The sequence below is a fragment of the Microcoleus sp. T3_A4 genome (assembly GCF_036700465.1).
Classification (GTDB): Bacteria; Cyanobacteriota; Cyanobacteriia; order Cyanobacteriales; family Microcoleaceae; genus Microcoleus.
On sequence record NZ_JAUBOY010000001.1, the window covers coordinates 2926 to 29196 of the forward strand.

The window sequence follows — 26271 nt, forward strand, 5'->3', positions numbered from 1 at the left end:
CCATGTCGAAGTCGGAGACCGCTTCTTCCTCGTCATCGTCCATGTCGAAGTCGGAGACCGCTTCTTCCTCGTCATCGCCCATGTCGAAGTCGGAGACCGCTTCTTCCTCAAACTCATCGAAGGATTCCTCCTCTGAGCTCAGTGCTGACGCTGCTGCTGCCAGACCTGCTGCTCCGGCGACTCCGGCGACTACTCCGGCTGTTGCCAAGGCAGCACCGCCCAATTTATTAGATTTGGCTGCGGCGGGTGCTGCAGTTGCAGTTTGAGCTGCGGCGGGTGCCGCAGTGGCAGTTCGAGCTGCGGCGGGTGCTGCAGTTGCAGTTTGAGCTGCTGTGGGTGTTGGAGATTTACCGGCCGTCTGCGGCGCGATATTTGAGGGCATACCCAGCGCGATGTCCGGGTCAAAATTGAGTCCCAACACTTCTATCAGGCTGTCTGCATCCGGCTTGAGTTTTGAGAAGGGCAGCATTAATTGCTGGAGTTCCGGCTCCAGGGCAGCCGCAATTCCCAGGATGAGGTAAGAAACAGGCCTTTTCCCGCCGTCGGGTGTGGCGACCGTGTTCTCAGCCGTCATGTGCAGGAGCAGCCAAGCCCGATTTACCTGGTAGTAGTCCAACCACTTCTGTTTGAGAGCAACTGAAAAAGTATCAAAAAAAGCCATAACCTCTTTATCCTCATCCTGATCGCTAGACCTATTAAACCATCATCAGGTCTAGCTCATCTTCCTCCTTCTTGACCACCGGTTGCACTGGATTTAGATAAAAATCTGAAAGTAAGGCAAATAATTCGCGATCGGGCGTGTCGTTGGGCACTACTCCTTCGGGCATTGCCAAAATCTGGTCAGCGATGTTGAGGTAGTAATCGCAGACATAGTTGAGGGAAGGATCGCTTTCGGCCATCTCAAACAATGTTTTGCCTTTGACGCGAGAAACGCGAATGTCTTCAATCAGGGGCAGCACTTCCAGCACCGGCATGGGTACAGAGTCAATGTACTTGTCGATCAAGTCGCGCTTTGAGGTGCGGTTGCCAATTAAACCAGCGAGCCGCAACGGGTGAGTGCGGGCTTTTTCGCGGACTGAGGCGGCGATGCGGTTGGCTGCAAATAAAGCGTCGAACCCGTTGTCGGTAACAATCATGCAGTAATCGGCGTAGTTCAAGGGGGCTGCAAAACCGCCACACACTACGTCACCTAGCACGTCGAACAGGATGATGTCGTATTCGTCGAAGGCATTGAGTTCTTTTAGGAGTTTGACGGTTTCACCGACTACATAGCCGCCGCAGCCAGCTCCTGCGGGAGGGCCACCTGCTTCTACGCAGTCAACGCCGCCGTAGCCTTTGTAGATGACATCTTCGGGCCAAACGTCTTCGTAGTGATAGTCCTTTTGCTGAAGGGTGTCAATAATTGTGGGGATCAAGAAGCCAGTGAGGGTAAATGTGCTGTCGTGCTTTGGATCGCAACCGATTTGCAAAACTTTCTTGCCGCGCTTGGCTAGGGCAACGGAGATGTTGCAGCTTGTTGTCGATTTGCCAATTCCACCTTTTCCGTAAACTGCGAGTTTCACTCTTTGTTCTCCTATAGGTTTCTATCAAAACGATGAGGGCTGGGTTTTCATGCTTTTTTTCGATCGCCCAATTGCAATAGCCCAATTGCAATAGCCCAATTGCAATGCCCTTACTGTCAGTCGATTGGAGATTTCAGATTTGAGATTAAAGAATCGACTCCACAGATGAATCTGGGGCTTCTCTCTAACTAAAATTTTCGATCTCGACGACTTTTGTTTGGGGCTTGTATCCGTCTTTGGGTTAGGCCAATTTTGGACTCGGCCCTTAGTCACCTCGTTGAAAGCATTATTAGCTAACTTGCGATGAAAAGAAAGGGGGCGTCTAAATGAAAATGCTAGTAAATTTGTTTATTTTGCATCTTTGGGAATCTTAACTGGTTTTTTGATATAAAAATCTATTTTTAGATTCTTTTTAGATTTTAAATTAATTTTAGAATACTTTCTTAATATAAAGAGGTACAAAAATAAAACAAAAATTAACTTCTCAAACAATCTGGGCTTTTGGCTTTGGGGCTAGGATCCAGGCAGTTGATGGCTTGTGCGGGTAAGTGGAACGGTCATAAACGCGCTAGTGGATGAGGCAAACTCGAAGTGAGTTCGGATCAGTTGGGTCAGGGGAGAGCAAAGTGATGGGATTTTAGATTTTAGATTTTAGATTTTAGATTGGGAAAGATTGACTTTGCTGGGGTTTCGGGTGTTTTGTAAAAAATTGTGAATTTTTAGGAAATGGTGGGGAGTCGGAGAGTGGGGGAGTGAGTCGGGAAGAGGGAGAAAGTTATGGGATTTTAGATTCTAGATTGGGAAAGATTGACTTTGCTGGGGTTTCGGGTGTTTTGTAAAAAATTGTGAATTTTTAGGAAAGGGTGGGGAGTTGGAGAGTAGGGGAGTGAGTCGGGAAGAGGGAGAGTGGATGGGGAGAGTGGGGGATTGGGAGAATATCATGTCTTCCCCATGACTACTGATACGAGTTGAAAAAAAGAATGCAACTGTAGGCCCGTGCTCCAAACCACGAGCTTAATGAGTCATTTCCAATTCTTCAATTCTTCAATTCTTCAATTTTTAAATCTAAAATCTAAAATCCTATGACTGCTGACTAATGACCACTGACGATCGGAATCTCGATCGCAAATTCAGTGCCCCGTCCAGCTTCCGAAACGCAATCGAGTCGCCCCCCGTGCTGTTCGACAACTAAATGGTAAGAAATCGACAGTCCCAACCCAGTGCCCTTGCCGACTGGTTTGGTAGTAAAAAACGGGTCAAATAATTGGTGGCGAATCTCATCCGGTATGCCCCGCCCGTTGTCGGAAATGCGGATCGCGACAAAATCGCCGCCAACAACTTCAGTACGAATTTTAATTGTGGGAACAGTCAATGGAGAATTAGGATTTGACGGGGGTGAATTTTTCGCATTTCTCGCCGCCCATTCCCCTTTCTGGATTTCTTCATCCAAAGCATCAATAGCATTGCCGATAATATTCATGAACACCTGATTGATCTGACCGGCACAGCACTCGATGTTGGGCAAATTACCGTATTCTTTAATAATGTGAATAGTTGGATGTGCGCCGTGGGCTTTGAGCCGGTGCTGCAAAATCAACAAAGTGGTTTCAAGTCCCTCGTGAATGTCAACGAGCTTGATGTTAGATTGATCGGATCGCGAAAAATTACGCATCGACACAACTATTTGGCGGATGCGCTCGGTTCCTACTTGCATAGAAGACAGGATCTTAGATAAGTCTTCTACCAAAAAATCGACTTCCATATCTGCTGCTGCTTTCCGAATTTCCGAGACTGGTTCGGGATAGTGCTGCTGGTAAAGTTGCAACAGTTGGAGCAATTCTTTGATGTAGTGGCTGGCGTGGGAAAGGTTGCCGTAGATAAAATTAACAGGGTTGTTAATTTCGTGAGCGATACCGGCAATCATTTGTCCCAAAGAAGACATTTTTTCGGTTTGCACCAATTGAGTTTGAGTTTGCTGCAACTTTCGCACAGTTTCCTCTAATTGCTGCGCTTGATTTTTCAAGCAAGTTTGCTTTCGCCGCAGGACTTCTTCAACTCGCTGGCGCTTGATAATATCCCGTCTCAACAATTCATTTGATTCTAAAAGTTGAGCGGTGCGTTCTTCAACTTGTTGTTTTAAGTCGTCGTGAGCTTGGCGCAGGGCTTCTTGGGCCCGCTGCCGCTCTAAAATTTCTTGCTGCAAAAGTTCGTTGGCTTTCTGCAATTGGGTGGCTCGATCGTCCACTGCTTGTTGCAACAGCTCGATCGTTCCATACATTTCAGATTGGTTAAAAACCTGCGGCAAATTTGTCTGAGACACAACGCCCAAAAGTTCTCCCTGGTTGCCAACTACTACCAAACGGCGGACGCAGTGGCGCTGCATGGACTGGTGGACATTCCAGAGGGAATCGGCGGGAGATATGCAAAATAAAGGCGCACTCATGGCCCTTGCTGCTGGGATTTCGGAGAGGTTTAATTCGAGGGCGTGAAACTGCACGATGTCGCGCTCGGTGACAATGCCGATCGGAATTTGATAATTTTGTGTTGGTGCGATCGCCCGATCAGGATGCTGAGTTTGCTCTTGGACAATGACGACGGAACTAACTCGATGCTTGACCATGAGCTGGGCTAAATCGAGGGCTGAGGCAGTTGTTGGGGCAGAAATGACTTCTTTAGTCATGACATCTGCTGCACAGCGCAAATTGGTTAGCAAGTTAATCGGTTGCAGGGCTTCGTGAATGGCTTCGCGGGTGATGATGCCGATAAGTCGCGAGTCCTCGTCCACTACGGGCAAATGCCGGATGGAGTGCTGGCGCAACGTGAACATAGCTGTGAAAATATCTTGAGACTCGGATTTTTTGAGGGTAATGGGCGATCGAGTCATTACGTCAGCAATTGTCAGTCCGACTGTACAAGCAGCGACGGTAGTTAGCTTGACGATATCCCGTTCTGTAAAAATGCCGATGGGCCGATTATCTTCGACGACTAACACGCAACTGCGCTTGGCTGCGCTAGCAACAGCGTTTTGTTTTTCGCCACAAAGGTGACAGGAGACGCGCATCGGGTTCATGAGAGCCAACACCTGGGCGATCGGGGTTTCTGGAGCCACGGTAAGGGGGTGGCGGTCGATCGCCCGATCTAAAGGTGACGAGTAGAGCTGCCTGCTGTTGGGGCGTCCAGCGGGTTCTGATGATTTAATTACCGACAACTGCGGGGCTGAATCTCGGAAATGGTGTAATTGTTCTTCTTGTAGCATGATTATTAATTTTAGTTAATGAATTGTTACAATTTTGGAGACTTGGGTTGGCAGACTTAGCATTAATTAACCGGGTCACAGATGCTCGATCGCCTAAAATCTGATTGCTAGAACACTCTTATTTAATTTTTATTTTTTAAATCCTATGTCGTGGACTCCCTTAAGTCATCGAATTCATCACTTGCCGCTGATCCTTGCGGGCCCGATTTTGCGCCGGACTGAAAGTCGGGCCGTGACAGTTTGGCTGGCTCTGAAAGCACCCCGCCAAGTCGAACTCAAGGTTTATTCGACAGAGGGCGGAACCGGCGAAATTGTCGATCGGCCATTGCTGCAAGGTGCGAACTCTACCGTACAGCTCGGCAAATACCTGCACGTAGTCGCGGTGACTGCTAAACCAATTAATAGCAATGTCTTGACATCTGGGGAAATTTATGCTTATGACATCAAGTTTGCGGGGAGTAGCGAGTCGAACGTCGGGGGTGCAGTCCCAGAAAATGAGAAAGAAAATCTCATTTCTTGCCTGTGGCCTGCCACCCCTGATTTATCGGCTTTGGGGCCGGAGACGATTAGTTATTTCGCTCACCAGTTGCCCACTTTTGCCCTGCCGCCACAGGATTTAAACTATTTGCGTATCGTTCACGGTTCTTGTCGCAAGCCCCACGGAGATGGCAGAGATGCGCTGCCAATCTTGGATAATTCGATCGAACAGTTTGCAGGTACGGCAAATAGCAGGCCCCACCAACTGTTTTTAACCGGCGACCAAATTTACGGCGACGACGTGGCCGATGCGATGCTGTGGGCTTTGACGGATGCTGGCGATACCCTGTTGGGCTGGGAAGAGAGTCTACCCCTGATGGATGATGCCCAAATTAAAAAGAATTTGTGTATCAGTATACCTAAAAATTCGGCAAACGAAAATGCAGGTGGCCAAGAGAGGGAAATTTTTAGAGAGTCCCCTATTCAGAAACCGTCTGATGCTGAATATGAGTCCAAAAAACCAATTGAGTTAAAACCGGGGACTCGCAGCGATATTGCCAGAGATTTTGGCGGCTTTACGGCGATGTTGGTAAATAAACCCGCCAATGCTAAAAGTCACTTATTTAGCTTGGGGGAATATTGTGCGATGTATTTGTTCGTTTGGTCGCCGGTACTTTGGTGCACGGGTTTTCCGAAGGGTAAGGATATTTGTCCAAATTCTAAGCAGGCAAAAGTCTGGGATAGAGAAGTTGTTGAACTTAACGGTTTTGCTCGCAATTTGTGGAGGGTGAGGAGGGCGCTAGCGAATATTTCTACTTATATGATTTGCGATGATCATGATGTTAGCGACGATTTGTATTTGAATCGAGAGTGGTGTTACCGGGTGCTGGGGAAGCCGCTGGGACGACGGGTGGTGCAGAATGCTTTGCTGGCTTACGCTGTGTTTCAGGCTTGGGGAAATACGCCTGCACAGTTTGAGCGCGAAAAACCGGGAGATAAATTATTAAAGGCTGCTGAAAAATGGTCGGATTCGGCGGGGACTGATGTTTCTGTTTGGGAGGAGGTGGCTTCGTATTTGGGAATTCCAGGACTCGATCCGAAAACTCATTTGCCTAAGTTGAAATTAGATGAAGATGTTTTTATTTTGGATCGGGATGGCGAGGGTGTAAGTGAGGTTTTGAATTGGCATTTTACTGTGAGAAGTTTTAAGCATGAGGTGATTGTGCTGGATACGCGGAGTTGGCGGGGGTATCCGGTGAAAAGCGCGATCGATCCGCCGATGCTTTTGACTCACAAAGGTTTTGAGGAGCAAATTCAGCAGCCTTTGCATGAAACTAATTTGCTGAATAAAACTGGGGAGTTTGAGATTGAGGCGACGCTAGTAGTTGTGCCGACAAATTTAGTGGGTTTGTGGATTATTGATGCGGTGCAAAAGCGGGATGTGGAACAGGGGAAGGTTTTTAATAGCGATGCGGGGGATGCTTGGAATTTTCACGAGTTGGCTTTTGTGAAGCTGTTGTCGGAGTTTTTTAAGCAGCGCGATCGGGTGATTGTGTTGAGCGGGGATATTCACTATGCTGCTGCTGTGCGGCTGAGTTATTGGTCTGATTGTCATTTTGGCGATTCTCGATCGAATATTGAGCCTTTGAATATGGCGAATTATCAATCAAATTGTCACTATTCTGTGTTGGCGCAGTTGACTGCTAGTGCTTTTATCAATGAGGAGTGGAAAACGCATTTAATTCATACTAAGATTAAGTCGCTGCTTCCTGAGCGATCGCACGAATGTTTGGGATGGAATGAGCCGCTGGAATTAATGAAAATTCCCAGGAGTAGCAGAAAGAAAGCTATGGCTGCTGCTTTCAGGAATAGACAATCTCTGCCTGATTGGGGTTATCGGATTGACTGGATTAAACGGCAAAGAGCTCGGGTGTTTTTGCTGCTAGAAAAGGGAACTCCGTCAGATAGAACACATAAAAATAAACAATTGTCATTCCTGCGTAGGTTGTGGAATTTTATATCGCTGTTGTGGCGCAATCGCTGGCTGCAAGAGGGTGATGAGATTGTGGGATATAGCAATATTGCGATCGTCAGTTTTCAGTGGCCTGCGGATAGTGATGGGGAGAAAGCGGTGATCCAAAATGTTTATTGGCGGCCGCTTTGGGAGCCGAATAGTGTGGTTTACAGTCAATATTTTGTGCCGCTGGGATTGGATGAGGATGATTAGATTCCCGATTTCTTGAACAAGTCGGGGATTTCGATACGGGTACAATATTCTGATGAGTTTGTGGCACTGTCCGCCGGGAGCATCTCAAGGAAAGCAGCCAAGCTAGAAACTGGAGTTGGGAGCCAGGAGCCAGGAGCCAGGAGGACAGAGGAAGAAGGAAGGAGTGTTCTTACAAATATGATATGCTCCCGTGTCCGCCGGGGGTTGAAATCCTGACTATGCAGGACTACGGGGATTTTCTTCTGATTTATAGCGTTTCCTTAGCTGATCAGGTACAACCAATCCTTATCCATTAAGGATTTTAGCTCTAAAAATGTACCTCATTTGACTGAGAAACGCTATATTGAAGCTGAAGCCCTTGGTGGATATACTATAAATTAGGAAGCCCGTGACGAGATTTGAACTCGTGACTTCCTCCTTACCAAGGAGGTACTCTACCACTGAGTTACACGGGCATAAAAAATTAAGAACCTCCAATTAAAAAATTAATTTTTAATTCTTAAATTTTAACTTTTTATTAAATTGAGGTGGGCCGAGCTAGATTTGAACTAGCGTAGGCGTAGCCAGCGGATTTACAGTCCGCCCCCATTAACCGCTCGGGCATCGACCCATTTCCATCACAGTTATATATCCTAGCACCACAATCTTTATTTGCAACATTATATTTGAAACTCTAATCATTCAGTGGAGAACCCATAAGTGAGTTAGCGGTAGACGGGAAAATTGAACACTGTTTAAGGTGTGCATTGCTACGTCTAGGCTGGGTGCCCGCCCGGAGCACCCTAAGTCTAGACTAAGAGGAAATTCCTAATTCACTAATTCCCCGGTTTCTTGCAGGGAGTGCAGGCGACGGTAAATACCTTGTTGGCTTAAGAGTTCTTCGTGGCTGCCAACTTCGACGATTCTACCGCCGTCGAGTACGACGATCGTATCGGCTTCGCGAATTGTACTCAGTCTGTGGGCAATAATTATGGTGGTGCGCGTACCGAGGATATTCTGCATGGCTATCTGGATCGATCGCTCGCTTTCATAGTCCAAACTAGAAGTAGCCTCATCAAAAATTAACACATCCGGCTCCACCAAAAGCGCCCTCGCAATCCCCAACCGCTGCCGCTGACCGCCGGACAACCGCATTCCTCTCTCCCCGACCACGGTATAGTAACCTTGGGGCAACAGCCGCACAAAATCGTCTACTTTGGCAATGCGACAAGCATCCTCAACTTGCTCGAAAGTTGCATTTCTGTTTCCGTAAGTCAAATTTTCCAGCAAAGTACCGTTAAAAACGTCTACTTCTTGGTGAACAATGGCTAAACGCTGGCGGTAGCGAGTCACGTCTAAGCTGCAAATGTCTTCGCCGTCGATCAGAATGCGGCCGGAGTTGGGTTCAAAGTAGCGAAACAGAAGTTTAACTAAAGTCGATTTCCCAGAACCTGATCGCCCGACTAACGCTACTGTCTGACGGGGATGAATCAATAAATTCACATCTTGCAAAACGGGTTTTTGACTGTCGTACCCGAAGGTCAAACCGCTGATCTCAACTTTGCCGGTAAATTTATAAGGCGACGCCGATCGAGCATTTTCTGCTAAATTAACCGCATCAACACCGTCTGGTAACTGCATAAACTCGTGGAACCGGATCATTGAAGAATAACGCCGTGCCAATAATTCGGCGATAACGCTAATCGGACGCAGTTGGGAATATGCCATGCTTGCCAGGGTGTAGACGGTAACAAAATATCCGAGGGAAATTTTGCCTGCAACCGTGGCTGCTAGGCTAAAACCGAGGACTGAAAACAAACACAACTGGACGATCGTCTGCTGGTATGTCCCCAGGATGACGTATCCTTTGTGAATGCGGTTGATCACGACTTTTGATTCGCGATCGAGTCTGGTTGTTTGCCTTTTGAGTTCATGGCTTTCTGTCGCAAAAGCTTTGACTGTTTTGATGTTGGTGATAATTTCCGAGTTGCGGCTTTCGGTATCTTCGATGTATTCATCCAGACTTTCTTCCTGCGCCGTCACCTGTTGCAGGCCTTTTAAGGTGAAACTGAGGATAAATAGAAATGAAACCAAAATTAATAAGCCAATCCGCCACTCAATTAAGCAGATAACGGCAAAAATGCCGATTAAGCGAACGACTTCGGGGATGAATTCGCCGGCAATTTCTGGGTAAGTCCAAGTATGGTTGGCGATGCCTTTGGCGATGCGGCTGGCAATCCGTCCGGCGTTGTTTTCGTCGTAGAATTCTAGGGGTAAGGTAAGGATTTTGCCGATCGCACTTCTCATTTGATCGCGCCTTGCCCTCAATGGTATCGCCCAGTGGAACCAATTTGCCACCCAAGGCTGTACCGGTGCTTTGGCGACTGTTACCAGAAAAATTAGGCCCAGCAAGACTGATAGCGATAATATTTTGTTGGGTGAGTGCTGGGTAACAGAGGCGATGGCTGTTATCAGTTTTTGGGTTACTGTATCTGTAGGTTGACCCGACAATACGTTTAATATTTGACCGATCGCGTAAGGAACAAGCAAATCGGCTAGTGCCAAAACGCTGGAGCTAGCTATGCTGTAAAGTGATATTTTCCAGTAGCGACTGTAGTATTTGAAGATGTCCTGAAAGCTTGCCATAAATTTGTGTTGAGATACAACCCTTGCAAACACTTGCATTTAGAACTGCGCTCTCGGCGCGCCGTGTTTACAAGTGTACTACAAAAGTATTCGATCCGGGAGTCATCTCGGCTCATGCTAGCGACTCGCCCGATCGGGTGATTTATGGCAATTATTCGATCGTCAGCGATCGATCCGCATTCCTGGGCAATAAATTCAAGACTAAGGGCAAAAAAATGCAAAAGACAGAATTTTTCTTAAATTCTGCCTTCTGAGCAAGACCTTATAAGTTTTACGTTTGAGTAGTCTGTTAGCTGAAGGTGTAGGCTGATTGCAACGCCCACCAGATCAAGAAGCCGATTCCGCCGGCAATGACAATCGCCGAAATGGCGATCGCTATAGGACTGTCAGCTCCCTTGAACTTCATGATTCCGCGATTTAAATCTGACATGACAGTGTTCTCCCACAATTCCAGCTTGATTGTAGCTTTGCCGTCGGCCGATGGCGGTCAATTTTCACGGCAATTACTGATTTGGTTAATGATCTGGCTGCTGAAATTTCCGGTGGGGATAGGCTTTGGGGGTTTTTACAGGGTGTCTGAAAAAAAACTTACTAAAAAGACTTGACAAATTTCGAGAATTGAGACAATATTGTTAATACCGCAGGAAATGCGGGTGTAGCTCAGTGGTAGAGCGTCACCTTGCCAAGGTGAATGTCGCGCGTTCGAATCGCGTCACCCGCTTTAGAAAATAAAAAAAATCAAGGAAACCGGAAAGTAGATGAAGAAAGTTTTCGGTATACTCCTAATGATGGTTGATAATACCTAAGTTAGTGGTAAGATTGAATGCAGAACTTGCAACTCAAAATTGCCGATCGGGTCATATCTCGGAACAGGCAGTTGAGAGCCTAGGTATGGCGGAATTGACAAGTTTGATTCAGTGGATATGTTAACGATTATTTTTGCAAAAACGCTTTTTTTATCCGATCGCTAGTGCCCTCTCAAAAAGCTCCCAAGATTGACTTAAACGATGAGTACCCCTGTCCTTGCCGACGCCGGGGTCGTCTAGTTCCCATAACGTTGACAGAAGCCTTGGGCTGCAACCGCTGTCAACAAATATTTGTATTGGACGAAAGTGGATACGTGATCGAGCAACTATCAACGAACTATCCTTACAAGCAGGCTTGGCGGTGGACGGGCAACCAGTGGAACAGAGCGCATCCGGGTTTGAAGGCTTATTACTTGCCACTGGCTTTGGGTATGATATTGGTGCCGCTAGTGATTTGGTTGCCCTTGGCGCTACACTCGCCGGGCCCGAATATTATTCTGTGGGCAATGGTCGCGGTGCTGCTAGCAATGCTGCCGGCGCTGATGGTATGGCTGGCTTATAGGCGTTAGCTAGATGATAATAGAGGATTTTACCCATTCATCAGATGCCGCAAATGTCGCGCGTCGCGCTTATCAAGCTTCTTTGGAGTTGGCTGCGACAAAGAGTGCTGATCGCGCTGCAGGTTTGCAGGCGATGGCGGGCTCGCTGAAACGCCGGCAAAATGACATTTTAGAAGCAAATACTCTGGATCTAGAAGCGAGTCGGGACATGGCGATTCCCGAGTTGATTGTGGAGTGGCTGAAGCTGACGCCGGAACGGATCAAGACAACTGTGCAAATTCTGGAACGGTTGGGGGAAATGCCAGATCCGATCGGCAGGGTGATCAATGCTTCTTATCAGGTCGATCGCTGTCAGGTTTACTGTCAGTCGCTACCACTGGGGGCGATCGCTCTAATTTATGAGGCATTTCCAGAGTTGGGGGCGATCGCAGCCGGTCTGTCTCTCAAAAGCGCTAACAGTTTGATTCTTAAAGGCGGGAGCGAAAGCTGGCACACTAATACAGTAATTGGAGAAGCTTTGGTTTCGGCGATCGATGAGGTCGGTTTGCCATCGGGATGTTTGCAGATACTGCCGCCGGATCGGGGCGCTTCGATCAGAGAATTGGTCACTCAAGACCAATATCTCAATTTAATTATTCCCTACGGCAGGCCAAGTTTGGTGCAGCAGGTGGTTAGGCTGTGTACAGCACCAGTTTTGAGGTCGGCAATGGGAAATTGTTACCTTTATTGGTCGCCGACTGGTAGTTTGGAGATGGCAAGGTGGATGATTTTGGACAGCCATCAAAGCGTTCCCGATCCTGTTAATGCGATCGAGAAAGTGCTGATTGATCGCAACCAAAAGCCTTCTTCCTTAGTTAGGCTGTGGAACAGTTTAAAAGAAAAAGGCTTTCAAATTAGCGGCGATGCGGATCTTGTTGCAGATTTCCCAGACTTGAAGCTGGCGGAACCATACGAGTGGACTCAACCGTATTTAAACAAAACCATCGCGTTTAAAGTTGTCGATAGTTTAGAGATTGCGATCGGCTGGATCAACCGCTACAGCAGCGGCCACGCTGACTGCATCGCCACTGAATCTTACTTAGAAAGTCGCCAATTTGCTCTGGATGTTAACAGCGCCTCAACTTTTATTAATGCCTCACCTCGGTTTTGGCGCTATCAAAATCGGGGAGATGCGATATTTTTGGGAATGTCCAACCAAAAAGGTTATCGTCGAGGATTGATCGGGTTAGATACGCTGACGACAATCAAAGAAATTGTTCAGGGAAACGGACTTTTTTAATCTTATAGGTTATTTAGGATTGGTTATTGAGATTAAACCAAACTGAAAAGTGGGAGAGTATTATCGATAGGTAAGCCTTTAAGAGGTGTTCCAAAATTATTTTTATAGGATACAATAATATCTGGGTAGAACAATCAGGCAGCCTTGATATAAAGCAATTTGATCACAAGCTCCCGGATAGCCGCAGTGGAGACCGATAAAATCTCCGCATCCTAACAATAAGCCGCCGGATTTATGTGTGGGTTCAATCTCAAATCGGGTACAGGATCTAATTAAATTTAGAAACTTATTAAGTCACATGAAAATACTCTTAGCGATCACATGCAATCAGAAAAATTACTCAATACTTTAGACAAGACGGCAACGCCGACTTTAGGCAAAGAAACGCTAATTAACCACTCGCTCTATATAAAAAAATTGCGTCCGTTGCTGCCGTCAAATGCCTTTGAACCAGATCCTAGCAAGTTAGCAATACTACTCATCAACGCTGCTATTTTATTGCTGGGATGGGGAATTGCTGCTAATCTCGATCGCTGGCCTGTCTATCTTTTAGGGCTTTACTTACCTTTAGCCGTCATCATGGGCAATAGTATCATAGTTTTGCTATTTAGCTCCCACGATTTGATGCACGGTAGCGTTCAGAAAAAGTCTCGCCTGACTTATCCGATCGCCTTTTTGGGACTAAGTATGCTGTTTATGCCGCCTACTCAGTGGAAAAATCTGCACAACCTCGTACATCACAATAACACGAATTCTTTGGCAGACCCCGATCGCAACTATCTGTACCAGCAACCAGACACTTGGGGAAAATGGATTCAAAATCTGTTTGTACCGTCGGTGGAAGTCAACCCGGTGTGGTTAATTGTAGGGATGGCCGGTTCGTGGTTAGTGCATAATTTCCGCAATCTCACCTCGGTACTGTTATTTAACGATAAATCTGTTGATTACGTACCGGCTGCCTTTACAGTGAGTCCTAAAGATAGATTGACAATTGCATTTGAATGTCTGGGAATTTTAGGAATTCATGCGAGCATTTTATTCTACCTAAATTTTCATCCCCTCAAAATCGCTCTTGCGTACTTTTTGCCGATCGCAATTGGTCATGCAGGCGCCATGTTTTACATCTATACCAACCACATGGGTTGCCGGATGACCGTCATTAATGACCCGCTGATCAACAGTATGTCAGTGCGGGTTCCTAAAATATTTGACCTGCTGCACTTAAATTTTGCTTACCACACAGAGCATCATATTTTCCCCAGCATCAACTCAGACTATTATCCGATGGTGCAAGAGTTGTTGCAAACTCACTATCCCGGACGCATGAATTTAATAGATGCTGGAGAAGCTTGGCGGTTGCTGATGCAAACACCACGGCATTATCAAGATGAAGTCACCTTCTCTGATTCCTCTGGTACAATGTGCGTGAATTGCTCGATTGTTGAAGACTATAAAAGCTGAGAATTCGTATTGCAACTCACATCTTGAACCATGCTGAAGAACAGGCTTTTGGGCCTGTTCCACAAAGAATGAATTTTCTTGTGGGGTGGGCGTCTCGCCCGCCCCAAAAAATACAATTCTACATACTGATGCTATTGAGTACCAACGAAGGCTTGAGAGCAAAATAAGGGATTACTCGTTTTTGATTGTTGGCATCAATCCTTTGTTCTGCCATATTCAAATTTTGCTGGAACTGTCTGGCTAAAAATGCGATCGGCGTTCCCTCAAAAACTTCATCAAAGCTCATCCGGTAGAGTTCTTGGAAAGATTTATCGTAATAACCTAAACGGTCATATCGATAAGCTGACAAAATAAACAGAATTTTCAGTTGTTCAGCCGCTCGCTTGTACGGAGGAAGCAACCGTAAAATGTCCTTTTCCGTAATCACTTCGAGAGTCCCAGAAGCATTAATTTTGGGAATGTCCCGGTATGCTGCCAAGGGCATATTGGGAGCAAAACTCATGTATTCATACTGGGGAAAATTGACTGCTGAATGCTGCGGGCCGCAGGTAAAAATTATGGTTGTGACAATTTTAATTAATTGTTCAACTGTGTCGATTTTACTGGGCATTCCTTTGACTTTACCGCCCTCATTCGAGGCTAATTCTTGGGCCCAAGTTTGCAGTTCCACATCTTGGACGAGTGCTTCATTTGTCGGGTAAAAGAATTTGAGATAGCCACATACAAAGGTTTCGATCGCATTCCACAGCAGCAATCCATCATCTCGGTAAGGATAGTGAGGCAGTTGATTTGGATCGTCCATGCCCCGATTTTTCAGTTCGGTTGGGAAGGCAAATTGATCCAGACTCCAGTTACTGCAAGCCTCTCTAGCTATTTCCATTGTCTCTGGCAAGCTACCGCTTAGCAAGTCATCGACTGGCCCGCCCGGAGCGATCAAATAAGAACGTGCCAGCTCGTTGTTAGTCAACATAAACCGAAAGTGCGGTTTCAGCAGCAGGCTAAGGGGGTGATTTTTAGCCAACTGTCGGGCGGTGACGATCGCGATTGGTTCCATCACCAGATGAGTTCGACCTAAATGCGAGCTCATTTCATGGTGATTGGCATCTGCTACTTGCACGCAGAGTTTGGCAAACAGCCAATCGACAGGAGGATCGAATGGGGTGTAGACATGGCTACCTGGCGTGGGATCTAGTTGAATGGCAATCGGTGTCATTTCACCGCGATCGCGGATTCCCGTCCACCGCCAAGCGAAAAAAGCTCGCGGTTTTGGCAAGAATTTTCTGCCTTTTTCATAGCTGCCGCCTCCAATTTTTGAAGGCGCGCGATAGTGTTGGTCGCTACCCGTATAATCGGCAATGTAAATGTTTTTTTGTTGCAACTCTTGACCCAGATCGAATAATGGGTGAAAGCTGGAAATTTGTGCCAGTGTTTGCGCCCGAGGATCGCCGGCATCTAACAAACGAAGCACCATCGGATTTACTCCAGACAGGCGCTGTTCTGCAAAAGAGCGATCGGTTTGGTAGATTTTGGCAACAGCAGGTAGCGGCAGCAGAGTAAAGAAATCTTCATAGTCTTGGAGCTCGTCGAGAGGATCGAGAAAACTTCTCGAATCGGCCGCCAACATATTTCCGGGAAGTTCCGATGTTGCTAGTATCCGCTCTCCAATATACTTGCTCGAAAAGTTCTCGACTGCGGGCACATCTTTCAATAATGCCAAAGGTGATAAACTCTCATAGTCAAACTGATAAGCTTGTTGCTGACGATTCAAGGAATCTTGGCGCTGTTCTTGGTTGGGGTCGTCTTGAGGAAGAGAAGGTTTCATATTGTCTACCATTGTATAAATCAACTCTCTTTTTGTAGTAAAATATCGGACATCATCACTACTGATCGACGATGGAATTTAAAAAGTATTGTGCGGGTTCATGCTTGATATAGGTCTTATTCACCGATCGATCATCTGATTCCGGACTTTTTTAAACTCAGACAAATTTCTCAAAAGAATGCAACACTTCTAGATCGCCCTCAATCCACATAGGGCGGTTTCATTATCTAGATAAGTAGGTCGCACTTGAGAACCCCGGCTTCTCAAAGAAGTCGGGGTTCGGGGTGTTCGGTTTTTTGAGCTTGGTCTAGTGATGAGCGATTAGGCATGAGTCATTAAATATTGACCGTTGCCGTTATATTCGCCGTCGCAACTCGCGAAATTAGACACAAACCAAATCAAGTAAAACCGCCAGATGCGACGAAATTTGGCATAGTCGATGCCGTAGTCCAAATCTTTGACTATTGCCTGAGAATCGTCAAAGTTTTTCAGCCACTTAGCAAAGGTTGTGGAGTAATTGTATCCGTTGAGATACCATCTTTGAATTGTTTTGAGGTCTTTGTTGTGACTGGGAACTGCATCGTATTTCCAGTAACGGCCGTGGGGGAAAATATATTTGTGGGTGAAAACGCTGGATATATTGTTGGGAGTGCGAACTGTGATGATGTGAATGAAAACTTTGCCGTTATCCTTCAGGAAAGATGCCAGCTTTTGGAAAGCTTTCGTTAAATTGCCTACATGCTCAAAAACTCCGATGGAGAGAATTTTGTCAAATTTTGTCTCGAAGTTGGCGTCGTTCAAATCGCCTTCATATAGGGTAAATCGACCTGAACTAAGGTAGCTTTCGGGGTCTTGCATCTTCTGACGCATATACTCGCATTGGTGGTGGCTGAGGTTAATGCCAGTAGACTGGACATTGGGGAATTTGGAAAGAATGTAATTGGGAACGCAACCCCAACCGCAGCCCAAGTCTAAAATATTGTCGCCATCCTGAATCTCTAGCTTTTCAATCACATCATCAATCATCTGCATTTGCGATTGTTCTAGGTTGGCGGCTCCTTTTTCCCACAATCCCATGCTGTATTTAGGATAAATGAGTTTTCCATCGCCTAACATCGGATTCAGCATTGCTTGAGGTAAGTCGTACTGAATCTTCATTAAATCCCGCGACCCTTCGGCTGTATGGTCTGTTTCTGTTAGTACCCATTCGTAGGGTGCAAGCAGGGACGGGAAATGCTTAAAAAAGACGGGCATACAGGTATCAAAAAGCGATCGCAATACTGAATCTGGGACTTCTAATCCGTTGATGTAAGACTCTGCTACTGCCATTTGCACGGCGTTAACTGCACTGACTGCGAGGCGGGTTGCTCCGTAGGCGATCGGACTTTTGCTATGTACATCTCCCACGATGGGAATGTGGTTTTCGATGTTTTGTAGGGCTGTTGATGAAGTCATGGTTATACAGGTTTTAAAGATGATGCTATTCTATCTCACGAAAATTGGCTGGTGGTTAGAGAGCCAAAAAGCTGAAACTATTGCCAAGTAAGGTTTGCACAGCAAAACTTCGCAAAATCATAAAAATATATGGCGGTTGAAGGGGATTTGATAACGGATTTATAGGGCTTTGGGCGATCTTAATTTTATTAAGAATTATGTCAGTCCCTTTTAGATCTTAGATTTTAAATTTTAGATTAACTCCACAGCTTGAAAGGGGGTACTTTCACGGTGCGATGGCGGTTTTAGTGCTCAGTTATACCATTTTAGATTTGAGAATAGAGAATGAATGATCGGCTAAGAGTTGGACTATTGCCTAGAGTGGTATTCTTTTTTTAAAGTGGTGTCAGTTTAGCGGCTGAGCTGACGAAACGAGAAGCAAATGCCGATCGCGCCTTATAGTTAAGGAATCAGGGGATGCAAAAAAGATGCTGAGAAACCGGGTTTGCATACAGGTTCGCTGCAATAACAGATGTCCGCGAGATTCCTCGCTAATTAGCTAGACGCGCCACATATGCCACAGATTCACTATCTGCCGGACGATCGCATGATCGAGATAGACGACGACGATATAATTCTCGAAGCTTCCCTGCGTGCCGACATTCCCCACACCCACATCTGCGGCGGTAGCGCCCGATGTTCGACTTGCCGGGTATTGATTGTCGAAGGTTTGGAATTTTGCTCTCCGCGCACTTCGCCGGAAGAGGAACTCGCTAAAAAATTGCGTTTAGAACCCGAAATTAGGCTGGCTTGTCAGACGCAGGTTGCAGGCGGCAAGGTAATTTTGCGCCGATTGGCGATCGATTCTGAAGACTTGGAATCATTTAACGACGAAATGGCCGGAAAGTCAATTTCTACTCCTGTGGGTCAAGAGAAAAAAATTGCAATTTTGTTTGCCGATATTCGAGGGTTTACTGCGTTTGCAGAATCCCTGTTGCCCTATGATGTAATCTATGTTTTAAACCGCTATTTTCAAAAAATGGGTTATGTAATCAACCGCAATGGCGGCATGATTAATAATTATATGGGAGATGGTTTTATGGCGCTGTTTGGGTTGGAAAATCCCGACAAGGCGGCGGAACAAGCGGTAAGGGCTGGGGTGGAGATGCTGGAGGAACTAGAGAAACTCAATCCCTATTTTGAGACTTTATACCGTCACCAGTTGCGGATTGGGATTGGCATTCACTGCGGTTTGGTGGTTGTTGGGAATTTGGGCGCGTCGAAGAGTCAGACAGTTACGGCGATCGGGGATGCAGTAAATTTGGCCAGCCGGATCGAGGCTGCTAACAAGCAAGTAGGAACGAGTTTATTGATTTCCGAGGAGACTTATCAGGAAGTTAAGGAATTGGCGATCGTCGATCGGTGCCTATTAGTTGAAATTCCGGGAAAAAGCGGCGAATATCCGCTCTATGAAATAGTGGCGATGCCACCGCTGCCCGTGGAAATCCAGGAGATTTCCCAGGTAAGGACACGTTCTCTTGGGCAAAGTTTTGTCAATAAGTTGCGGGCTTTGTATGCTGCGCTGTACAATTGGATTAGGAAAATTTGGCGTCAAATCAAAAAACTATAGAGCAACTCTTTTTAATTTTGTTATTCCATCGATAACATGAATATTCCTCAGTCAATAGTTCGCATTTTTCTCATGCTCCCCAAGGGTCAGATTGGGGCACAACTGCGAGATAATATTCCAGGTATTGCCAGTCAAGGAATGCTTTCTACTTTTGGTGGTGGCGTGGACATTGGAGAAAGTCCACAGCAGGCAGCAGTGCGAGAATTGGAGGAAGAAACTAGCCTAAAAACCAATTATTACAAAATGGAGTTTATCACAACTTTTACTCACCAAAAAACTCAAAATGATAGAAAAATATTACAAAACAACCACCTTTTTTTGGCTAGAGTTAGCGATTGTGATCAAATAGAAATCAAAGAAGGTGTGGGTTTGGTAGTTTTGAGAAAAGATGTAGATTTTGAAAAAGTCAACGCAGGGGAAGGTACTCAAATGGCTTGGAAGTTGTTGCAGAAATATTTAAAATAAAAACTCCCACACTACGTTTTCCCCGCGAGGGTACTGAAACTTTAATAGAGAACTTCTGTACTATGTTGTTAAATACGAATTCCAAGTACGAATTATTATTACAGCGGGCGATCGCGATCGCCGCTAAAGCTCATGAGGGGCAGGTTGATAAGGCAGGCAATCCCTATCTCGACCATCCGCTATTTGTGATGGAAAATGTAACTTCTCTAGAGCAAAAAATCGTAGCAGTTCTACACGATGCGGTCGAAGATTCTGAACTGACACTTGAGCAACTTAGAAGCGAAGGTTTTCCTGAAGTTATCGTCTCGGCGATCGAGGCGATTACCAAAATAGAAGGAGAAGCTTATGCAGCTTATTTAGAACGTGTGATTGCCAACCCGATCGCACTGCGAGTTAAAATCGCTGATGTTACTCATAACCTCGATCTTCGTCGCATCGCCAATCCGACAGACGCAGATTTTCAACGCCTTGCCAAATACAAAAAAGTCCTCAGTCAGTTGCGTGCTGCCTTAAAGTAATTATTAACCGCAAATATCCGCTTTCATCGTGGCACAGGCATCTTGCCTGTGCGATATCTGCGGTTAAAAAAATCCCCAAATCCTAAGCCATCACCATCCCCCCATCCACATTAAAAACCTGCCCGGTAATATAAGCCGCCGCCGCATCTGCCGCCAAAAACTTCACCATCCCCGCAACTTCCTCAACTTCCCCGTATCTCCCCAGCGGAATATACTTCAAAATCTCCTCAGACTTGACATCCTTAGTCATATCTGTAGTGATAAAACCCGGTGCAACCGCATTCACAGTAATCCCGCGACTCGCCAACTCTTTCGCCACAGTTTTAGTAAACCCAATTACCCCAGCCTTCGCCGCACTGTAATTAGCTTGTCCCGGATTGCCCATTTGCCCAGCAACCGAAGCAATATTAATAATTCGGCCGCTTCGCTGTTTCAGCATGATTTTACTGGCAGCTTTCGCACACAAAAACACGCCGGTTAGATTCAAATCAATCACCGCTTGCCAATCTTCCAACTTCATCCGCAGCAGCAAAGTATCGCGAGTAATGCCGGCATTGTTCACCAAAATGTCAATCCGTCCCCATTTTTCCATGACATTACTGGTGAGTAAATCTACTTGGTCAGTTTTCGAGACATCTGCTGCAAGTGCGACAGCTTCTCCTCCTGCTGCGACTATTTCTGCTACGACCTCATCAGCAGCAGCACTCGAACTCGCATAGTTGACGGCGACTTTAGCGCCCTCTGCTGCTAGTGTTAAAGCAACGGCGCGGCCGATTCCCCGCGACGCACCGGTCACGACAGCAACTTGACCCTGCAATCTCTGAAAAGTCTCTGGCAATAGTTCCATAATTGTATCCTCGCAATCTACCAGAGAATTTTGCACTAAAATCGAGCCAGAACCAAAAAAATTATTTTGTCTTATGGCAGTTCAAAAACAGTTCAGCAGTTTTGATGAGTTAGTATCGGGCTCTGACTTGCCGGTGTTAGTAGATTTTTATGCTACTTGGTGCGGGCCTTGTCAGATGATGGCAGGGATTTTGGAGCAAGTGAGCGGTCAGATGAAAGACAAGCTCATGGTTGTCAAAATTGACACCGATAAGTACGAACAGTTGGCGTCGCAGTATCACATTTATGCTTTGCCGACTTTGGTGTTGTTCAAAAATGGCGCTGAGGTCGATCGCATTGAGGGAGTGCTGCAAGCGGCGCAGTTGATCGATCGACTGCAACCTCACTTGTAGCAGGAGCCAATTATCTCACACGTAGGGTGCGTCAGCTCATATCTGATTAATTATGAATAAGATAATCGTAGTTGACGCACTCTACCTATGAAGACTCCCAGCCACGCTATTATCAATCTCGCTATTCTCGGCAAACCGCAACTGCCACAAGCTAATCTCATTATTGCGATCGGCGGAATTTTGCCGGATATTCCGATATTTTTATTTTACTTTTGGGCGAAATACATTGCTCGCTTGCCCGCAGCTACAATTTGGTCAGAAGCATATTATGAGCCTTTTGTGCAAAATATTGTGGCTCTGTTTCATTCAATTCCCCTGGCGGTTATTGGTTTGCTAATTGCTTATTACTTTGGCTGGCCAAGTGTGCAAATTCTGTTTATCAGCATGATACTACACTCTCTGGGAGATTTGCCTGTCCACAATGACGACGCTCACCGGCACTTTTTTCCGTTCAGCAATTACCGTTTTATCAGTCAGTTTTCTTATTGGGATAGGAAGCACTATGGGTCTATTGTTTCTCTAGTGGAAATGTTGTTAGTGCTGATCTCAACTTACCGCGTTTTTGGTTTTGTTAATTCTTATACTGGAAAAACGTTGTTGATTTTGGTGAATGGTTTTTACTGGGCTGGCGCGGTTTATTTTCAGGTGCGAGATTTATTTAAATTCACTTCCCAAAGATGAAACATGAACTCAAAATTACCAATTAGCAATTAGGAATTAGCAATTACCATATTGTTAACTCCGCCGAATATTAAAACAACACCAATCTTGGCGCTTCCACAGAGTAGCCACAATCCAGCCGTGCTGTTCTAGAGTGTCAGCAATTGGCTTAGCTTGTTCGAGCAAAATGCCGCTGAGCACGGCCCAAGTAGTGGGTTTGCTAATTGCAGTGAACTGCGGGATTAAATCAATGATTACTTCTGCTAAAATGTTGCAGATCAAACCGTCGATCGGCTCATCGACCATTTCTTTCAAGCGATCGATACTGCCGAGCTCTGCAACCAACTGCTGAGAATTAACGCGGTTGAGTAGTCTATTGCTAATGGTCGATCGCACTGCCAAAGGATCAGTATCCAAAGCATAAACTTTTGTAGCGCCCAACAACACTGCGCCGATCGACAAAATACCCGATCCGCAGCCGATATCAGCAACGATGCACTCTTTGTCATCAAAACCGAGACGCATCTCCAGCGACTCCAGACACAGTTGAGTAGTGGCGTGAGCACCTGTACCGAAGGCCACACCGGGATCTAAACGCAAAATAATGCGATCAGTATCAGTCGGTAAGGGCAGCCAGGCCGGGTTAATTAAAAAGCGATCGCCCACTTCTTGAGGCTGCCAGTGCTCCTTCCAAGTGCTGCCCCAGTCTTCGTCTTCAATCAAATCCCACTGCATCGCAGGTAGGGGCAAACCTGCACACAGAGCATCTTGGCGCAGCCACAGAGACAGAGCGGCCAAATCCAGCAATCCTGCCTGTTCTTCGGGCAAATAAGCCGACATCAGGCAGGAATTGCTTTTGATCTCAGTAGCAGTTCCCTGACAGTTAAATCGTTCCAGACGCCAAAAGATGATATCTTCCAGCGCCGGATCGCAAAGAATTCTAATTTCCCACCAGCTATGTGCCATACAATTTTAGATTTTAGATTTTAGATTTTAGATTGGCCCAGGGGAACTGGAGACTGGGAACTGGAGAGTGAGGAAGGAGGATTGGCTAATAGAAAAATTCCCGCTTTCAGGCCAATGACCAATGACCAATTACCCATTACCAATTATCAGCCCTGGCATCCAAAATCTAAACTCCTAAATCCGTCAAAGATTTACCGTGTAAGCATCCCGAATTCCCGGAACTTTTAGGATCTCCGCCAGTATCCCTTCTGGTAGAGGGTCATCGAGGCTCAAAACCATCACCGCATCGCCTCGCACGATTTTACGGCCTACCTGCATACTGGCAATATTGACATTAAAACTGCCCAATTGGGAACCAATTTTGCCAATAATCCCCGGCATATCGCGGTGCAAGGTAAACAGCATATGGTGAGTGGGGGAAACGTTGACGGGGAAATCGTCAACGCTGGTAATCCGAATTTCGCTTTCGCCGAGGACTGCACCTGTCACGGTGTGTTCGCCGAGAGTTCCCTTAGCCGAGAGGTGCAGGGAGCCTGTGTAGTCGCGAATCGAGGCGTCTCTGGTTTCGACGACGCGAATTCCGCGTTCTTTGGCTTCAATGCTGGCGTTGACGTAGTTAACGCGCTCTCGCAGGGCTTGGGAGAGCAGGCCTTTGAGGGCGGCGACGACTACGGGCTGGCTTTGGTTGCTGGCTAATTCGCCTTGCAGTTGGACGTTGAGGTAATCGACTCTGCCTCCGGCTAGCTGGCTGACGAGGTTGCCGAGGGTTTCGGCGAGTTGCAGGTAGGGTCTGAGTTTTTCGATCGAGTCTGGGTAAATTCCTGGTATGTTAACAGCCGATCGCGCGGGCAGCCCCAACAGTACATCGCGGATTTGTTCAGCAACATCGATCGCCACATTCACCTGAGCTTCCGCTGTGGATGCTCCCAAGTGGGGCGTCAGCACGATGTTCTGGCCGACAGTCCGCAACGGGGAATCAGCTTCGAGGGGTTCATGTTCGTAAACGTCCAAAGCTGCGCCGGCGATCTGACCTGATTTGATGGCTTCTGCGAGGGCTGCTTCGTCGATGATGCCGCCTCTGGCGCAGTTTATGATGCGGGCCGTGGGCTTCATTTTCGACAGCACTTCAGCGTTAATTAAGTGCAGGGTTTCCGGCGTTTTGGGGATGTGCAGGGTGATGTAGTCGGATTCGCGCATCAGCAGTTCGAGTTCTACCAAGCGGCAGCCCAACTGGTCGGCTCTTTCGGTCGAAATGAAGGGATCGTAGGCCAGCAGTTTCATGCCCATTGCTTTGGCTGCGGCGGCGAGGTGGGAGCCGATTTTGCCCAAACCGACGATGCCGAGGGTTTTTTTGTAAACTTCTACGCCGAGAAAGCGGTTGCGTTCCCATTTACCACCTTTGACGGATTCGTTAGCTTCCGGGATGTGGCGGGACATCGAGAGCATCATGGCAAGCGCGTGTTCGGCGGCGGCGATCGTGTTGCCTTCGGGGGAATTGACGACTACAATTCCTTTGCGGGTAGCGGCGGGTACATCGACATTATCTACGCCGACGCCGGCTCTGCCGATAATTTTAAGTGAATTCCCGGCTTCTATGATTTCTTTGGTAACTTGGGTGCCAGAACGGATCATCAAAGCGTCGTAATCTGGAATAATTTTTACCAGTTGTTCGGCTGAGAGTCCTGTGTTTACGTCAACTTGCGCGACTTGGGAGAGGATGTCAATTCCGGCTTGGTCGATCGGATCGGATACTAGAACTTTAGGCATAGCAAGCAATTGAGTGCAATAGTAAAAATAGACCGAGCGTTGGCGAGCTCAAAGTTGAGACTTACACTTAGAGCAGTATCTAACAGCTCAGCTCAAGCTTGCCTTTGTGCAGTTTGAATTGTATCTGTATTCGGTCAAGGTCGGCCGTTTTTTGCATGAAATATTTTAGCTTTGCGGGCGATCGGACTCTCTGACCGTCTGAAAATCCCCCAAGTGCTTAGCTAGTATGTCTTTTCGGTCTATAATAGACTTTGGCTATTCAAGCCTAACTATCAGGAATTGTTTTCTAATGAATTATCTTATCGCCGTACTGCCCGATCGAATTCAAGCCGAAGCTGCCTACTGTGCTCTGGAAAAAGAAGGCTTGCCTATGAAGCAAGTGAGTATTTTGGGCCGCGGCTACAAAACTGCTGATGAATTTGGCTTGATCGACCCGAACCAGCAAGCGAAGAAACAAGCTAAACTCATGGCTATTTGGCTGATTCCCTTTGGCTTTATTGCTGGGGTTACTTTCAGCTTGATTACTGAGTTGAAGACTTTTGCCTGGGCGGGGGAAATTGGCGATCACGCGATCGGCGGCGTACTCGGTGCGATCGCCGCTGCGATGGGCAGCGTCTTTGTTGGCGGCGCCGGGGGTATGGCTTTTGGTAGCGGCGATGCTTTGCCCTACCGCAACCGTTTGAATGCGGGTAAATTTTTGATTGCGGTTAAGGGTACTGATGATTTGACTGGGAAAGCTGCGAAGATTTTGCAGCAGTTTAAACCGGAAAATATCCAAGGTTATACAGAGACTTAGTTATTTGTTTGTTAACAGTTGACGGTTAACTGTTAACTGTTGACATTCAACTCGTGTAATATTTGGAGGCAGTTATGGAATTACAAACTATCCCCCTACATTCTCCCCTAGAATTAACGCTCGAATTAACTGATGAGCAGTTTTTTCAGTTGTGTATAGACAACCGGGATTTAAGATTTGAGCGCACTGCTAGTGGAGGATTGATTATTATGCCACCTACGGGTAGCGAGACGGGTAATTTCAACATTGACTTATCGTATCAACTTCAATCTTGGAGCCGTCAAAATAAGCATTTGGGAATTGCTTTTGACTCTTCAACTGGATTTAAACTGCCCGACGGTACTGATATTTCTCCCGACGCTGCTTGGATTCGGCGCGACCGGTGGGATGCTTTAACTGCGGAAGAAAAAAAGAAATTTGCGCCGATTTGTCCCGATTTTGTGGTGGAATTGCGCTCGACCACTGACTCCCTAGAAAAATTGCGGGCTAAAATGAAAGTGTATGTGAAAAATGGAGCGAGGTTGGGATGGTTGCTCGATCGCAAAAATCGGAAAGTAGAAATATCCCGTCAAGGTAGAGAAGTAGAAATTTTAGATGAACCTGCAACTCTGTCAGGCGAAGATGTACTACCAGGTTTTGTTTTGGATTTAACTGATATTTTCTAAATTTGTAAGAAGACTGGGCGGTTTCAACCGCATCTATAAAGTCAAAAGCTGCAGAGG

The 26271-nt window shown here is 46.5% G+C and carries 22 protein-coding genes and 3 tRNA genes; 13 read left to right on the forward strand and 12 right to left on the reverse strand.

Annotated elements, in window-relative coordinates:
- From QUA07_RS00020 to QUA07_RS00030, 3 genes are all read right to left on the reverse strand, one after another.
- Window positions 1-661, reverse strand: a 661-nt coding sequence (locus QUA07_RS00020; RefSeq protein ID WP_333321371.1) for a DUF5331 domain-containing protein, incomplete at its 3' end; no start/stop codon positions are given.
- A gap of 34 nt (window positions 662-695) precedes the next feature.
- On the reverse strand, window positions 696-1562 hold the full coding sequence (bchL, locus tag QUA07_RS00025; RefSeq protein ID WP_006634709.1) for a ferredoxin:protochlorophyllide reductase (ATP-dependent) iron-sulfur ATP-binding protein: 867 nt from the start codon (window positions 1560-1562) through the stop codon (window positions 696-698).
- Between the two features lie 1093 nt (window positions 1563-2655).
- Complete coding sequence (locus QUA07_RS00030; RefSeq protein WP_333321373.1) at window positions 2656-4818, reverse strand: CBS domain-containing protein; 2163 nt, start codon at window positions 4816-4818, stop codon at window positions 2656-2658.
- Window positions 4819-4963: 145 nt separating this feature from the next.
- Between QUA07_RS00030 and QUA07_RS00035 the strand changes: the two genes are divergently transcribed.
- Window positions 4964-7522, forward strand: a complete 2559-nt coding sequence (locus QUA07_RS00035; RefSeq protein ID WP_333321376.1) for a PhoD-like phosphatase — start codon at window positions 4964-4966, stop codon at window positions 7520-7522.
- Between the two features lie 383 nt (window positions 7523-7905).
- Here QUA07_RS00035 and QUA07_RS00040 read toward each other — a convergent pair.
- From QUA07_RS00040 to QUA07_RS00050, 3 genes are all read right to left on the reverse strand, one after another.
- Window positions 7906-7977, reverse strand: a tRNA-Thr gene (locus QUA07_RS00040).
- Window positions 7978-8050: 73 nt separating this feature from the next.
- Window positions 8051-8132, reverse strand: a tRNA-Tyr gene (locus QUA07_RS00045).
- A 197-nt stretch (window positions 8133-8329) separates the two neighbouring features.
- Entirely contained in the window at window positions 8330-10147 is a 1818-nt protein-coding gene (locus tag QUA07_RS00050) for an ABC transporter ATP-binding protein (RefSeq protein WP_333321378.1), read from the reverse strand.
- Between the two features lie 23 nt (window positions 10148-10170).
- Between QUA07_RS00050 and QUA07_RS00055 the strand changes: the two genes are divergently transcribed.
- Window positions 10171-10401: a hypothetical protein gene (locus tag QUA07_RS00055; RefSeq protein ID WP_333321380.1), complete on the forward strand. Its 231-nt coding sequence runs from the start codon at window positions 10171-10173 to the stop codon at window positions 10399-10401.
- A gap of 35 nt (window positions 10402-10436) precedes the next feature.
- Here QUA07_RS00055 and QUA07_RS00060 read toward each other — a convergent pair whose 3' ends face one another.
- Window positions 10437-10577 (reverse strand): hypothetical protein, encoded by a 141-nt coding sequence (locus QUA07_RS00060; protein ID WP_172188980.1) that lies wholly within the window; start codon window positions 10575-10577, stop codon window positions 10437-10439.
- Window positions 10578-10796: 219 nt separating this feature from the next.
- On the opposite strand from QUA07_RS00060, the gene QUA07_RS00065 reads away from it, so the two are divergent.
- The 4 genes from QUA07_RS00065 to QUA07_RS00080 all read left to right on the forward strand — a co-directional run bounded on the left by QUA07_RS00065 (window position 10797) and on the right by QUA07_RS00080 (window position 14253).
- Window positions 10797-10868: transfer RNA gene (locus QUA07_RS00065), tRNA-Gly, on the forward strand.
- Window positions 10869-11117: 249 nt separating this feature from the next.
- The gene (locus QUA07_RS00070) at window positions 11118-11522 is read left to right on the forward strand and encodes a hypothetical protein (protein ID WP_333084666.1); all 405 of its coding nucleotides are present in this window, start codon (window positions 11118-11120) and stop codon (window positions 11520-11522) included.
- Between the two features lie 4 nt (window positions 11523-11526).
- Window positions 11527-12792 (forward strand): glutamate-5-semialdehyde dehydrogenase, encoded by a 1266-nt coding sequence (locus QUA07_RS00075; RefSeq protein WP_333321382.1) that lies wholly within the window; start codon window positions 11527-11529, stop codon window positions 12790-12792.
- Window positions 12793-13113: 321 nt separating this feature from the next.
- A complete protein-coding gene (locus QUA07_RS00080) occupies window positions 13114-14253 on the forward strand; it encodes a fatty acid desaturase (protein ID WP_333321384.1) in 1140 nt (379 codons plus the stop codon).
- Between the two features lie 118 nt (window positions 14254-14371).
- Here QUA07_RS00080 and QUA07_RS00085 read toward each other — a convergent pair whose 3' ends face one another.
- Together QUA07_RS00085 and QUA07_RS00090 are read right to left on the reverse strand one after the other, a co-directional pair.
- Window positions 14372-16075, reverse strand: coding sequence for a lipoxygenase family protein (locus QUA07_RS00085; protein WP_333321386.1), 1704 nt, complete (start codon window positions 16073-16075; stop codon window positions 14372-14374).
- Window positions 16076-16396: 321 nt separating this feature from the next.
- A complete protein-coding gene (locus QUA07_RS00090; protein WP_333321388.1) occupies window positions 16397-17530 on the reverse strand; it encodes a class I SAM-dependent methyltransferase in 1134 nt (377 codons plus the stop codon).
- Between the two features lie 553 nt (window positions 17531-18083).
- On the opposite strand from QUA07_RS00090, the gene QUA07_RS00095 reads away from it, so the two are divergent.
- From QUA07_RS00095 to QUA07_RS00105, 3 genes are all read left to right on the forward strand, one after another.
- Window positions 18084-19139, forward strand: coding sequence for an adenylate/guanylate cyclase domain-containing protein (locus QUA07_RS00095; RefSeq protein WP_333321390.1), 1056 nt, complete (start codon window positions 18084-18086; stop codon window positions 19137-19139).
- Between the two features lie 36 nt (window positions 19140-19175).
- On the forward strand, window positions 19176-19604 hold the full coding sequence (locus QUA07_RS00100) for an NUDIX domain-containing protein (protein ID WP_333321392.1): 429 nt from the start codon (window positions 19176-19178) through the stop codon (window positions 19602-19604).
- A gap of 62 nt (window positions 19605-19666) precedes the next feature.
- Window positions 19667-20122, forward strand: coding sequence for an HD domain-containing protein (locus tag QUA07_RS00105; protein ID WP_333321395.1), 456 nt, complete (start codon window positions 19667-19669; stop codon window positions 20120-20122).
- 82 nt (window positions 20123-20204) lie between these two features.
- Here QUA07_RS00105 and fabG read toward each other — a convergent pair whose 3' ends face one another.
- Entirely contained in the window at window positions 20205-20969 is a 765-nt protein-coding gene (gene fabG, locus QUA07_RS00110) for a 3-oxoacyl-[acyl-carrier-protein] reductase (protein ID WP_333321397.1), read from the reverse strand.
- 73 nt (window positions 20970-21042) lie between these two features.
- On the opposite strand from fabG, the gene trxA reads away from it, so the two are divergent.
- Window positions 21043-21360 (forward strand): thioredoxin, encoded by a 318-nt coding sequence (trxA, locus tag QUA07_RS00115; protein WP_333321399.1) that lies wholly within the window; start codon window positions 21043-21045, stop codon window positions 21358-21360.
- 87 nt (window positions 21361-21447) lie between these two features.
- Window positions 21448-22041: a hypothetical protein gene (locus QUA07_RS00120; protein WP_333321401.1), complete on the forward strand. Its 594-nt coding sequence runs from the start codon at window positions 21448-21450 to the stop codon at window positions 22039-22041.
- 54 nt (window positions 22042-22095) lie between these two features.
- Here QUA07_RS00120 and prmA read toward each other — a convergent pair whose 3' ends face one another.
- Together prmA and serA are read right to left on the reverse strand one after the other, a co-directional pair.
- Complete coding sequence (gene prmA, locus QUA07_RS00125; protein WP_333084681.1) at window positions 22096-22986, reverse strand: 50S ribosomal protein L11 methyltransferase; 891 nt, start codon at window positions 22984-22986, stop codon at window positions 22096-22098.
- A 183-nt stretch (window positions 22987-23169) separates the two neighbouring features.
- A complete protein-coding gene (gene serA / locus QUA07_RS00130) occupies window positions 23170-24753 on the reverse strand; it encodes a phosphoglycerate dehydrogenase (protein ID WP_333321403.1) in 1584 nt (527 codons plus the stop codon).
- A 289-nt stretch (window positions 24754-25042) separates the two neighbouring features.
- On the opposite strand from serA, the gene QUA07_RS00135 reads away from it, so the two are divergent.
- A complete protein-coding gene (locus tag QUA07_RS00135; RefSeq protein ID WP_333084683.1) occupies window positions 25043-25549 on the forward strand; it encodes a hypothetical protein in 507 nt (168 codons plus the stop codon).
- A gap of 74 nt (window positions 25550-25623) precedes the next feature.
- Window positions 25624-26214: a Uma2 family endonuclease gene (locus QUA07_RS00140; protein WP_333321405.1), complete on the forward strand. Its 591-nt coding sequence runs from the start codon at window positions 25624-25626 to the stop codon at window positions 26212-26214.
- The last annotated feature ends 57 nt before the right edge of the window (window positions 26215-26271 follow it).